General features: G+C 60.4%; 13 protein-coding genes. All 13 read left to right on the top strand.

Annotated features, from left to right (window positions below; translation table 11 throughout):
- Positions 1-37: 37 nt before the first annotated feature.
- The 13 genes from QM600_RS05245 to QM600_RS05300 all read left to right on the top strand — a co-directional run bounded on the left by QM600_RS05245 (position 38) and on the right by QM600_RS05300 (position 12,958).
- Complete coding sequence (locus QM600_RS05245) at positions 38-1,384, top strand: M16 family metallopeptidase (RefSeq protein ID WP_283260408.1); 1,347 nt, start codon at positions 38-40, stop codon at positions 1,382-1,384.
- Positions 1,385-1,415: 31 nt separating this feature from the next.
- Positions 1,416-2,522, top strand: coding sequence for an alcohol dehydrogenase catalytic domain-containing protein (locus tag QM600_RS05250; protein WP_283260409.1), 1,107 nt, complete (start codon positions 1,416-1,418; stop codon positions 2,520-2,522).
- Between the two features lie 186 nt (positions 2,523-2,708).
- Positions 2,709-4,433: a cutinase family protein gene (locus QM600_RS05255; RefSeq protein ID WP_283260410.1), complete on the top strand. Its 1,725-nt coding sequence runs from the start codon at positions 2,709-2,711 to the stop codon at positions 4,431-4,433.
- A gap of 139 nt (positions 4,434-4,572) precedes the next feature.
- Positions 4,573-4,902, top strand: a complete 330-nt coding sequence (locus tag QM600_RS05260; RefSeq protein WP_283260411.1) for a hydrogenase maturation nickel metallochaperone HypA/HybF — start codon at positions 4,573-4,575, stop codon at positions 4,900-4,902.
- A gap of 2 nt (positions 4,903-4,904) precedes the next feature.
- Positions 4,905-5,684 carry a hydrogenase nickel incorporation protein HypB gene (gene hypB, locus QM600_RS05265; protein WP_283260412.1) on the top strand — a complete coding sequence of 260 codons (780 nt, stop codon included), beginning with the start codon at positions 4,905-4,907 and terminating at the stop codon, positions 5,682-5,684.
- Positions 5,685-5,832: 148 nt separating this feature from the next.
- Positions 5,833-6,906 carry an NADH-quinone oxidoreductase subunit B family protein gene (locus QM600_RS05270; RefSeq protein WP_283260413.1) on the top strand — a complete coding sequence of 358 codons (1,074 nt, stop codon included), beginning with the start codon at positions 5,833-5,835 and terminating at the stop codon, positions 6,904-6,906.
- 59 nt (positions 6,907-6,965) lie between these two features.
- Entirely contained in the window at positions 6,966-8,759 is a 1,794-nt protein-coding gene (locus tag QM600_RS05275; protein WP_283260414.1) for a nickel-dependent hydrogenase large subunit, read from the top strand.
- A gap of 3 nt (positions 8,760-8,762) precedes the next feature.
- Positions 8,763-9,692: a NifU family protein gene (locus QM600_RS05280; RefSeq protein WP_283260415.1), complete on the top strand. Its 930-nt coding sequence runs from the start codon at positions 8,763-8,765 to the stop codon at positions 9,690-9,692.
- Between the two features lie 14 nt (positions 9,693-9,706).
- Complete coding sequence (locus tag QM600_RS05285; RefSeq protein ID WP_283260450.1) at positions 9,707-10,330, top strand: DUF5947 family protein; 624 nt, start codon at positions 9,707-9,709, stop codon at positions 10,328-10,330.
- A complete protein-coding gene (locus tag QM600_RS05290) occupies positions 10,327-10,965 on the top strand; it encodes a DUF6084 family protein (protein WP_283260416.1) in 639 nt (212 codons plus the stop codon). The genes QM600_RS05285 and QM600_RS05290 overlap by 4 nt, the downstream gene beginning before the upstream one ends.
- Positions 10,962-12,347 (top strand): hypothetical protein, encoded by a 1,386-nt coding sequence (locus QM600_RS05295; RefSeq protein WP_283260417.1) that lies wholly within the window; start codon positions 10,962-10,964, stop codon positions 12,345-12,347. The genes QM600_RS05290 and QM600_RS05295 overlap by 4 nt, the downstream gene beginning before the upstream one ends.
- Entirely contained in the window at positions 12,344-12,463 is a 120-nt protein-coding gene (locus QM600_RS29755; RefSeq protein WP_502942885.1) for a DUF6893 family small protein, read from the top strand. The genes QM600_RS05295 and QM600_RS29755 overlap by 4 nt, the downstream gene beginning before the upstream one ends.
- Positions 12,464-12,469: 6 nt before the next feature.
- Positions 12,470-12,958 carry a hydrogenase maturation protease gene (locus QM600_RS05300; RefSeq protein ID WP_283260418.1) on the top strand — a complete coding sequence of 163 codons (489 nt, stop codon included), beginning with the start codon at positions 12,470-12,472 and terminating at the stop codon, positions 12,956-12,958.
- Positions 12,959-12,961: the final 3 nt, after the last annotated feature.

Consider the following 12,961-nt stretch of genomic DNA (forward strand, 5'->3'; position numbering starts at 1 on the left):
TTCCACCCAACTTCTTCAAGGACCGTTGACACACTTCATGGCCAAGACCGCGCGCAGTCGTACAACTGCACTGAAATCCCCGATCGACGCGCAAGCTCCCGAGTCCGGAGTCCAGCGGACGGTCCTGCCCGGTGGACTCCGTGTAGTCACCGAGTTCATTCCTGGCGTGCGCAGCGCTTCGGTCGGCGTCTGGGTTGGTGTCGGATCGCGCGACGAGCAGCCGAGTGTTGCGGGCGCGGCACACTTCCTCGAGCACCTTCTGTTCAAATCGACTCCGTCGCGAACTGCGCTCGATATCGCACAGGTCATGGACGGTGTCGGCGGAGAGCTCAACGCATTCACGTCCAAAGAGCACACGTGCTTTTACGCGCATGTGATCGACGAGGACCTGCCGATGGCAGTGGATCTTGTTGCGGACGTCGTTCTTCGTGGCCGGTGCCGTACCGCGGATGTCGATATCGAGCGGCAAGTAGTTCTCGAAGAGATCGCGATGCGCGACGACGATCCGGAAGACCTTCTCGGCGACGCGTTCATAACAGCGTTGTTCGGTGATCATCCGGTGGGGCGTCCCATCATCGGCAGTGTGGAATCGATTGAATCGATGACCCGCAGTCAGTTGCATTCTTTCCATGTGCGCCGGTACACGCCGCAGCGGATGGTTCTTGCTGTGGCCGGAAACGTCGACCACAAGCAGGTTGTGACGTTGGCCAGGCGCGCATTTGCCGGGCATCTCGAGCGCGGTGTGAAGCCTGCTCCGCGTCGTGAGGGAACATTGCGGCTGCGTACGATGCCCGAACTGAGCTTGACCCATCGTGACAGCGAGCAGGTTCACCTGGCGCTCGGCGTGCGGGCATTCGGGCGTCACGAAGGTCATCGCTGGGCATTGTCAGTGCTCAACACTGCTGTGGGTGGCGGCCTGAGTTCTCGTCTGTTCCAAGAGATTCGGGAACAGCGGGGCCTCGCGTACTCCGTTTACTCGGGCGTCGATACCTTTGCCGATACCGGAGCGTTTTCGGTGTATGCGGGCTGTCAGCCCGAAAACCTCGGCGAGGTCACCACGGTAATCCGCGAGGTTCTGGCGCAGGTTGCGGTGGGCGGCATCACCGATGCCGAAATTGCTCGCGCCAAGGGTGCTCTCCGGGGCAGTTTGGTCCTGTCCCTTGAAGATTCTGGTTCGCGAATGACCCGAATCGGCCGTAGTGAACTCAATTACGGCAACCATCGCAGTGTGGCGCAAACCTTGGCCACCATCGACGCGGTCACTGCCGAAGAAGTTCTCGAAGTAGCTCAGGTGCTACTGACGCGTCCGTTCGCGGCTGCTGTAGTCGGACCGTACAAGCGCGTGCGGGACCTTCCGGCTTCGGTGCGCGGGATTGTTGGGTAATTAGTCGGTTCAACGAAATCGAGGTAGGCAGTTGAAGATTCGCGGCGGCGTGCTGGAAGAGATCGGTCGCAGCCGGCCGTATGCATCCTCACTTCCCATCTCGGTGTCCGAACTCGAGCTGGATCCGCCCGGAAATGGTGAGATCCTCGTCAAGATCGAGGCGGCCGGACTGTGTCACTCCGATCTTTCCGTGGTGGACGGCAATCGCGTTCGCCCCGTGCCGATGCTGTTGGGGCATGAGGCTGCCGGCCGGATACTTCAGGTCGGGGAGGGTGCCGACGATTTAGCCGTCGGTACTCGCGTTGTCATGACGTTCCTTCCTCGTTGTGGTGAGTGTGCGGGATGTGCCGCTGATGGTCGGCTGCCCTGCACGGTGGGCGGGGCAGCTAACAACGAAGGAAGCTTGCTCGGCGGTGCTCACCGGTTGCGCCGCGGCAATGAGATCGTCAAGCATCACCTCGGAGTCTCGGGCTTTGCGACGCATGCTGTAGTGAACGCCAAATCCGTAGTCGCAGTCGAGGACGACGTTCCGCCGGACATCGCGGCAGTGCTGGGCTGCGCTGTATTGACCGGTGGGGGAGCCTTGCTCAACGCAGCCCGGCCACGCCCGACTGACACCGTCATGGTGTTCGGGTTGGGCGGCGTCGGGATGGCCGCGATTCTGACTGCCCGTGCGCTGGGGGTGGAGACTGTGATCGGAGTCGATACCCTCGAATCGAAGTTGGCTCAGGCAATAGATATGGGTGCGACGCAGGTATTCACCCCGGCAGGTTTGACGGACTCGGGCCTTCGAGCGGACATCGTCGTCGAGGCTGCCGGAAACGCGCGAGCGTTCGAGGCTGCTGTGGCGGCAACTGCGCCCGGCGGGACCACGGTCACGGTCGGATTGCCGGGGCCCGATGCGCGTTCCTCGATCTCGCCGTTGGGTTTGGTGGCCGAAGCTCGCACCATCATCGGGAGCTACCTCGGGTCAGCTGTGCCGGCCCGAGATATTCCCATTTACGCGCAATTGTGGCGCGACGGAAAGTTGCCCGTCGAGAAGCTGATCTCTTCCCGAATCGCTCTGGACGACGTCAATGCGGGGATGGATGAACTCGCCGACGGCAAGGCGATCCGGCAAGTCATCATGTTCGACTGATCTTGCACACTAATTCCACTTCACCGGCGAAAATGCCCGGGGTGTTCCGACGATCGCAGCCGAAACCGTTCGCTCGAGTGTTACCCGCTGTAACGCAATCGACGTACTCGACGACTTCAGTTGTGACGTTACGTTCTGCCCTGGGGGTCGGTCGGTACGTTTTCCGGAGTGAATTGGGGAGTAGATATGGCTGTACGTGGGTTCTTTTCACGACATCGAATACTTGCGGGCGCAGTTGCGCCCGCAGCGCTCGGCGTGGCTGCGCTGGTCGCGGTCGCAGTTGCCGTGGACTCGCCGCAGTCCCGCGATATCGACACCGAACTGACGGCATCGGTCACCGAGTGCCACGACATGGTGAGTATTGCCGTTGCCGGTCGGCATGACACACCTGACCCGACGACGGTCAAGATGCTTCTAGGCGCAGACAACAAGCCGTTGCCGGCGGCACTGTCGGGCGACTACTCCAGTGAGCGCGTCGATCAGGTGATCAACCCGGCCGGTTCGGTCAATACGGTGGCCAAGCCCGATTCGTACGCGGCGGTGTACATCGCGTATCCCGCAAACATGGCTACCTATGAAGATGCCGTCGCCGAAGGCGCAGCCAATACTCAATCCGTCATGAGTGCCATCTCGAAGGCGTGCCCGAACACCCAGTTCTCGATCGTCGGATACAGCGAAGGCGCAGACGTCGTCCGCCGCGTAGCCATGGGTATCGGTACGCAGAAGGACAACGAGTTCGGTGTCAGCGCCGACAAGGTTGTCGGTGTGGTGCTGCTCGCCGACGCGGGCCGTCAGGAAGGCGACGGTACGTTCCTCGGCGCGAAGAATCCCTTCACGAACCCGGACAACTTCGACAAGAAGTACCAGAACGGAACATCGGCGACACCGGGCCAGGGTGCACTCCCGGATACCGCAGGCGGTTTCGGAAAGCTGAACGGCAAGGTCGCTTCGTTCTGTTCCGACGGTGACTTCACTTGTTCGGCTCCGGAGAACATCTCCTTGCTGATCTTGGCCGCGAACGTCGGTCGGCAATTGAACGTCGACCAATTGGAATCGCAGGGCCTCACGCCGACGACGGGTCAAGATGTCGCGGTTGTATTCAGTGAGATCATGTTCAAGGCATTCAACGATATTTCGTCTCAGCCGGATTGGATGCAGAGCGACGAGACGTTCATGGACGTGCTGCTGAAGGTGTCGACTCCGGGGTACAAGCCGGGTACGACGGACACCGTGACGCCGGTCGCCAAGGACGGCACGATTTCAGCGGAGAAAGTGTCGCCGCTGGCATATCTGCCGCAGAAGCTGTTCAAGGAGATCGTGGGACTGATCGCTACCAACCAGAACACGATTCCGGTGATCATGAGCGATCCGTACCAGATGACACTTGCTCCCGGTGTCGGCCATCACTTCGACTACTGGACTGACGCTGACACTGCCAATGGCAAGACGTTGACGTCGGCGCAGTACGCGGCAGCATGGCTCACCTACCTTGCGCAGCAGGCAAAGGACGGCAAGCCCGTTGACACGACGGCAAAGCCGACCCCCGAACAGCTTGCCGCTGCCGTCGATCTGTACATGGCAAATGGTGGCGGTGAGGGCGGAGCCACTGCCGGAAATGGCACGACGACCGACACCACTTCCGAGTCCGGTCAGGCCCCCAGTGGGACCACCGGTTCGGCGCAATCTTCGGGCGCTGCCGCAACGCCGTCGCAGGCACCTGCTGCGGGATCGGCTTCGGCAACGTCGAGTGCCGTCGCTTCACCGACCGGATCGGTAGCACCGACCTCGGGTGCGGCAGTAACGAGCGCTCCGACGTCGCAGGCTGCGAGCTCGGACGCAGCAGTCACGTCCACCACCGGCGCGACAACGACGACAACCACGACGACAACCACGAAGGCTCCGGCCAACTGACCTTCGTCAATAGCACTGCAGCAGGCTGCGATCCGCACAATGTGCGGATCGCAGCCTGCTTTTTTGTGTTTGCTCTGTTTTCGACAGTGGGTGGCGCTTATCGTGGAATGCACGATCGATCTCGAAATGTGGGTCTGCCGTGCATGAATTGTCGATTGCCCAGAGTGTGGTCGACGCAGTGTGCGAGCGCGCCGGGGATCGAAAGATCCTCACCGTTCGCCTCGAGGTCGGTCGGTTGTGCGCCGTAGTTCCCGATTCGTTGTTGTTCTGCTTCGACGTTGTGACCGCGGGTACTCACGCGGAGGGTGCCAGCTTGTGTATCGACGAGGTCCCGGCCAGTGCACGGTGTAGAGCGTGCGGCGACTCGTTTTCACCGCCGGACATGTTTCTTCTGTGTCCGTGTGGCAGCGCCGACGTCGAGGTTCTTGCCGGCCATGAGCTGCGAATATTGTCGATGGAAGTGAGCTGATCATGTGTGCGACGTGCGGCTGCGGGGAGAGTGCAGGAGTGCGGGTTTCTGACTCTGCGCACAGCCATGACCATGACCATGGCCATGGCGATTTGCACCATCATCCGCACAGCGAGACTGTGGTTCTGGAACAACGGGTATTGGCCAAGAACGACGAACTGGCTGCGCGGAATCGAGAATGGATGCGGACTCGCGGGATCTCCGCGCTCAATGTCATGAGTTCTCCCGGCGCCGGGAAAACCACCTTGCTGGTTCGCACGATCAATGATCTCGGTGGCAGGTTTCCCATTGCTGTCATCGAAGGAGATCAGGAGACTCAGCTCGACGCCGAGCGAGTTCGCGCCACGGGATCAACTGTTGTGCAAGTGAATACGGGTCCAGGATGCCATCTGGATGCCGACATGATCGATCGTGCGCTTGCGGTGAGTCGTCCGGTCGACGGGTCGCTACTCTTGATCGAGAATGTCGGAAACCTAGTCTGCCCGGCACTTTTCGACCTCGGCGAGGAAGGCAAGGTTGTCCTAATTTCGACGCCGGAGGGTGTCGACAAGCCTGTGAAGTACCCACACATCTTTGCTGTTGCGGATCTGGTGATCATCAACAAGATCGATCTGCTGCCGTACGTGGAATTCGATGTCGAGGCTTGTGTCCGGCAAGCTGAAGCGCTCAATCCTGCTGTGCGCGTTCTGACTTTGTCGGCGACAACGGGTGAAGGTCTGCCCGAGTGGTACAGCTGGATCGGTGCTCGTATGGGCCTGGCGCCGGTGGCCGTTGACAACTGATGTGCTCGGGTAGTTAATGAAATGAGTGGGTGCCACAGAAGAGGGCCGATTATCGGTTCGGGTGGCGTTCGATACCGGCGGCAGTTCGACCCGGTGGAACAGACCCGGTGGAACACATGGTGCCGTCGCACACGTGAAAGCGGCTGACATGGATACTCGAATCGAGACTGCTGAGACCGCAGCAGCCAAGGCAGAAGAAACTCTGATCCATGTTCTGTGGATCAACGCCGGACTCAGTTGTGACGGAGATTCAGTGGCGTTGACCGCCGCCACACAACCGAGCGTCGAAGAAATTGCACTCGGTGCGCTACCCGGATTACCCAAGGTTGCGATGCACTGGCCGCTCATCGACTTCGAGTGTGGCCCCGAGGGTGGTGCCGACGATTTCCTGGAGTGGTTCCGGAAAGCCGACCGTGGTGAATTGGAACCGTTTGTCCTTGTCGTCGAGGGTTCGATACCGAACGAGAAGTTACACGACGAGGGCTACTGGTGCGGATTCGGAAATAACCCGGAGACCGGGCAACCCATCACGACGAGTGAATGGCTGGACCGGTTGGCACCCAAGGCGACGGCCGTGGTGGCTGTCGGCACATGCGCGACGTACGGCGGTATCCACGCGATGGCGGGCAATCCGACCGGTGCGATGGGGGTGCCGGACTACCTGGGGTGGGATTGGAAGTCGAAGGCCGGCATTCCGATTGTGTGTGTGCCGGGCTGCCCGATCCAGCCGGACAACCTCTCTGAGACATTGACCTACCTGCTGTACATGGCTACTGATCAGGCGCCCATGATCCCCCTCGACGAATCGCTACGGCCGCAATGGTTGTTCGGTGCGACCGTGCATGAGGGTTGTGATCGCGGCGGGTATTACGAGCAAGGTGAGTTTGCGACGGAATACGGTTCACCCAAGTGCATCGTCAAGTTGGGCTGCTGGGGTCCGGTCGTGAAATGCAATGTGCCCAAACGAGGTTGGATAAACGGTGTGGGGGGCTGTCCCAATGTCGGTGGTATTTGCATCGGCTGCACGATGCCGGGATTCCCGGACAAGTTCATGCCGTTCATGGATGAACCACCTGGCGGCAAACTGTCGACAAACGCTGTTGGCCTGTACGGCACCGTGATTCACAGTCTGCGACGAATTACCGGAAGCACGTTGGATCACGAGCCGCACTGGCGTGAACGTGGATCGACGTTGCTCACCGGCGCAATTCGAACGTGGTGACGGGCTCACTCTACGAACGGCAAACTCTAGGTTTCGACTTTTTCTGGGAGGCACTGAACATGACGGCCATCATTCCCGAACCCACCTCGACGGCAGACCGTGACGGTCTGGTCGAGATGGCCTGGGACCCCATCACACGAATTGTCGGAAGCCTCGGCATCTACACCAAAATCGACTTCGCCAATCGTGAAGTCGTGGAATGCCACAGTACGTCGTCGATCTTCCGCGGATATTCACTGTTCATGAAGGGTAAAGATCCGCGCGACGCGCACTTCATCACCAGTCGCATCTGCGGGATCTGCGGTGACAACCACGCGACGTGCTCGTGCTACGCACAGAACATGGCGTACGGGGTCAAACCACCGCATCTCGGAGAGTGGATTGTCAATCTCGGTGAGGCTGCAGAATACATGTTCGATCACAACATTTTTCAAGAGAATCTTGTGGCGGTCGACTACTGCGAGAAGATGGTGTCCGAAACCAATCCCGGCGTCCTGGCCCAGGCCGAGAACACTCGCTGCCGGCATGAGGATCAGCACGGATACCGCACGATCGCAGACATCATGCGCACGCTCAATCCGTTCACCGGAGAGTTCTACCGTGAGGCCCTTCAGGTTTCCCGTTCGACACGTGAAATGTTCTGTCTGATGGAGGGGCGTCACGTCCACCCGTCGACTCTCTACCCGGGCGGGGTCGGAACCGTCGCGACCATTCAGTTGATGACGGATTACATGACGCGGTTGATGCGGTACGTCGAGTTCATGAAGAAAGTTGTGCCCATGCACGACGATCTGTTCGATTTCTTCTACGAAGCTCTCCCCGGATACGACAAAGTCGGTCTGCGTCGAACGCTGCTCGGCTGCTGGGGGTCCTTCCAGGACCCGGAGTACTGCAATTTTGCGTACAAGGACATGACCGAGTGGGGACGCAAGATGTTTGTCACCCCCGGTGTTGTTGTCGACGGCAAACTTGTCACCACCGATCTCGTGGACATCAACCTCGGAATCCGGATCATGCTGGGCTCTTCGTATTACGAGGACTGGAAAGACCAGGAAATGTTCGTCACAACCGACCCGCTCGGGAATCCAGTGGATCGGCGGCACCCGTGGAATCAGCACACCAACCCGCATCCGCAGAAGCGTGACCTCGAGGACAAGTACAGCTGGGTGATGTCGCCGCGTTGGTTCGACGGCAAGGATAACCTTGCACTCGACACCGGCGGCGGCGCCCTCGCCCGGTTGTGGAGCACAGCTCTGGCCGGGCTGGTCGATATCGGCTACGTGAAGTCGACAGGGCGCAGCGTGCAGATCAATCTGCCGAAGACGGCGTTGAAGGGTCCGGTGTCGCTCGAGTGGAACATTCCCGAATACGGGAGCAACACCCTCGAGAGAAATCGGGCGCGTACCTATTTCCAGGCTTACGCTGCGGCGTCGGCCCTGCATTTTGCCGAGAGGGCTTTAGTGGAGATTCGTGCGGGCCGGACCAAGACGTGGGAATCGTTCGAGGTGCCCGACGAAGGCATCGGTTGCGGATTCACCGAAGCGGTACGTGGAGTTCTCTCCCACCACATGGTGATTCGCGACGGCAAGATCGCGAACTACCATCCGTATCCGCCGACGCCCTGGAACGCGAGCCCACGAGATAGCGAAGGCACACCGGGGCCGTACGAGGACGCCGTGCAAGGTCAGCCGATCTTCGAAGAGAATGATCGAGACCACTTCAAAGGTATCGACATCATGCGCACTGTCCGCAGTTTCGATCCATGCCTGCCGTGTGGTGTGCACATGTATCTCGGCGGCGGCAAGACCATCGAGAAGCTGCATTCACCGACACAGTCCGTGACGGGGGAGTAGTCGATGGAGCAGTCGGACAGCCGCAGCCTGTCGGGAGATTACTGGCGCGGGGCGGGTGACCGTATCGAGACGTTGTTGCAGAGCAGCGCCGGCGGCGGACCTGTTGCGCGGGATCGCGCCGAACAGTTGGTGCGCGAGATCGTCCAATTATACGGTGCTGCCCTCGAAAGGACTGTGCAGCTTGCAGATCCGGAGATGGTCGAGAAGATGGTGCACGACGACCTGATTTCGAGTCTGATGCTGGTCCACGGGCTACATCCGCACGACGTCGAAACCCGTGTCCGAACCGCGCTGGACAGCGTGCGTCCGTACCTCGGATCGCACGGCGGTGACGTCGAATTGATCGAGGTGTCCGGCGGCGTCGTTCGATTGCGACTTCTGGGCAGTTGCAACAGTTGCCCGTCTTCGTCGGTAACCCTCGAATCAGCGGTGCAGGATGCCGTTCAGTCCGCAGCGCCGGAGACCACGGGTATCGAAGTCGAGACGCCGCCCGAGCACGAGCCGAAAGCCGGTGTGATTTCGGTGGAATCTCTTTTCTCGCATGTCCACCGCGATACCGGCAGTCAATGGGTCAGCGTGCCGGAGTTCGCCGAGGTCGGTGCCGGTGAAGTAGCAGGCTTCCGCATCGGCGGCGCGGATCTGTTGGTGTGTAGGTCGGGTGACGACCTGTACGCGTACCAGGATCATTGCCCGGCGTGTGATCGCTCGCTGGCCGGAGCCGTATTGGAACGCATGATGGGGCGGTCCACGCGCAATGCCGCTGTGTTGACCTGCCCCAATTGCGCCGCTCACTACGACGTCCGAGGTGCCGGAGCGCGAGTCGACGCCGGTACGGAGCACCTTGCACCGTTGCCGATTCTGACCCGTGACGGCGTGCTCTCGGTAGTGGTGCCGATCGATTCTGTTGCCGGGTCACAGGTTCCGGTGATGTAGTGGCGAAATCGACAGTGGGGGAGGTTCTCACACGAATAGCGTCGGCGCGCCCGGTATCGACCGGGCCGCGATGCGAGATGTGCGCCGTCGATATCGGCGACGTGCATCAACATGTCGTCGACGTCCAGGTGCGCAGTCTCCTGTGCGTCTGTCGACCCTGCTATCTATTGTTTTCGCCGGTCGACGCGGACCTCCGTTACAAAGCCGTTCCGGACCGATATCTTGAACTGACCGAATTCGAATTGGGGCCGGGTCGATGGGAATCGTTGGAGATTCCGGTAGGCCTGGCGTTCTTCTTCCGGAATTCGTTGCTGGACAGATTTATCGCGTTCTATCCCGGGCCGGCCGGGGCCACGGAATCCGAACTGCCCATCGACGCTTTCGAGACCGTCCTGCGGGAGAACCCGATTCTGCGCGAGGTGCGGTCGGATGTCGAGGCACTGATTGTCCATATCCTCCCGGGCGAGCAGATACCGAGATGCTTCATTGTGCCGATCGACGCGTGTTACGAGTTGGTGGGGCGATTGCGCACGGTATGGCGGGGGTTCGACGGTGGCCAGGACGCGAAGCGTGAGGTATCGCAGTTTTTTGAGCGTGTGCAGTCGCGCAGTACTGCTGTATCAGGAGAACGACAGTGACCGCACTCGAATTCTCGGTTGTGGACGTCGTCGTAGATCCGTATTCGGTGACGCCGAACCTCACTGTGCGGTTGCGTATTTCGGAATCCACCGGTGCTCATGTTCGGGCATTGGCGTTGCGGGCGCAGGTTCGCATCGAGCCGCATCGTCGGCCGTACACGGAGTTGGAGGAAGAGGCTCTGTTGGATTTGTTCGGCCGAAGGGAACGGTGGTCCAGCACCTTACGAACCTTCCTCTGGATGGAGTGCTCGACAGTGGTGCAGGGCTTCGACGGCGTTACCGTCGCAGACTTACCCATGCCGTGTACCTACGACGTTGCAGTGACGGCGTCGAAGTACATGCACGCGTTGGCCGGCGGCACAGTGCCGGTGGTCCTGTTGCTGAGCGGAACCGTTTTCACAGACGGTAATCGAGGATTTTCGGTCGAGCAGATTCCCTGGGACAGGTCGGCGTCGTACGAAATTCCGGTGGCGACGTGGAAACAGTTGATCGAGACGCATTACCCGGGCTCCGGCTGGGTACGCCTTGATCACGACACCATCGCGGAACTTGCCCGATTCAAGGCTGCTCACGGGCTCACCGACATGGAATCTGCAGTGCGGGAGCTACTTTCCGGAAGCGAGGTCGCGACATGAGCGGAGTCGGTACCGGTCATGACGTCCGGGCGGTTGCCGACGCTGTTCTGTACGAGGGCTATCTCCTGTATCCGTATCGGGCGACTTCGGGAAAGAACCAGTCGCGCTGGCAGTTCGGAGTTCTGGGACCGCCCGGCGCTGCCGAAGCTGGGGTCGGCGAGGAATCGGGGATGTCGGTGCAGTGCGTTCTCGATTCCGATGCGCGCGCTGTGGCTGTGACCTTGAGGTTTCTGCACTTACAGGCACGCGCCCTGGAACATCGGGGGCCGCACGGCGAGTGGGTGCCGGTCGACCGTCTCACTTCGGGTGATCGTGAGTGGATTTCCTGGGATGAGGCGAGTGAGTCCGAGATCGAGTTGGGCTCGTGGACACTGACGGAGTTGATGTCGGGGATCGAATTGCCCTTCGAGGTTGCTGCCGTCGTGGAAACCGAACCAGTTCTTGATTCCGACGGTCGGCAACTAGGGAGGATAGTTCGGACCCGGCGGGCTCTGTCGGGGCACGTCGAGATTCACGCGGTGCAGGACACACACTCTGTGCTGTCGATCGGTGTTCGGAACACCACTGCGATCGAGGGCGTCGACAAGCGTTCGGCATCGGCCTATTCGATGCTCGGGGCGCATCTCATCCTGGAGTGTTCCACGGCGTCGTTCATATCGCTGTTCAGCGTGGACGACGCACAGACTCTGATTCAGAATCGGTGTTACCCCGTGCTGGCCGGAGTTGAGAACCCCGAGTTGCCGGGTCGCTCGAGCACAGTTCTGGCGTCGCCGATCATTCTCTACGACTTTCCGGAAATCGCCGAACAGAGTGAGGGCGCGCTGTTCGACTCCACCGAAATCGACGAGATCCTGACGCTTCGCATTCTGACGATGACCGACGAGGAAAAAGTCGAAGCAAGAGCCACCGATCCGAAGGCCGCAGCCATCATCGATCGTTGCGAAGGATTGACCTCCGAGGGTCTCGCGGACCTACACGGAGTGCTCCGCGATCCGCATGTCGGGCAGAGGGATTCGTCGAATTTCATTCCCGAGGTGCCGGATGGCGCCGATTGGTGGACACCGGAGGCTGACACCAGCGTGAGCCCCCGCACCGACGCGGTGATGATCGGTGGCGTCCGTGTCTCCGGTGGCAGCACAGTTCGACTGCATCCTTCGCGTCGCGCGGACGCTCAGGACCTGTTCTTCGACGGCCGGATCGCCCACGTTGCCACCATCCATGAAGACGTGGACGGCGACATTCATGTGGGGGTGACGTTGATCGACGATCCGGCCGCCGATCTCCACAACTGGTACGGCCGCTATTTGTACTTCGCTCCGGACGAGGTGGAACCGGTGTCTGCGGTGGAGGAACAGGGTTATCGAGAGGAGAACGGATCATGAGAGGCATGGGAATGCTGTCGACGGTACTTCTCGGCGCAACAGTGATCGCCGCGGCGGTCGTGCTGGTCGTGTCGATGCCGGACATACAACGGTATCTGCGGATGCGGAAGATGTAGTCCCGCATGCGGGTTCTGGTGGCGGGGGTCGGAAACATCTTTCTCGGAGACGACGGCTTCGGGCCTGAGGTGGTGCGCGAGCTCGAACGGGAAGATCTACCCGACGGAGTGAGGTTGGTGGACTACGGGATTGGAGGTGTCCATCTGGCTTACGACCTACTCGAACCTTGGGATGCGCTGGTCCTGATCGATGCCCTGCCGCACACCGAACCACCAGGGCAGGTTGAGGTTTTCGAGGTCGACTCCGAAAGTCTCAGCAGTCCGGCAGGATTCGATGCGCACTCGTTGGATCCGACGTCGGTGTTCGGGAGTGTACGGGCACTCGGCGGAACGCTTCCACGGACCTTTGTCGTCGGGGCACATGCAAGTTCGGTAGACGAGGGGATCGGCCTCACACCGGAACTGCAGAGTTCGGTAGGTGGTGCGGTATCGGTTGTCCGCGGACTCGTCAGATCGATGGCCGTTGATGCCGCTACCTCTGGACAGGAGGCGTGAGCC

The sequence above is a fragment of the Rhodococcus sp. IEGM 1379 genome (assembly GCF_030056815.1).
GTDB lineage: Bacteria > Actinomycetota > Actinomycetes > Mycobacteriales > Mycobacteriaceae > Rhodococcus_F.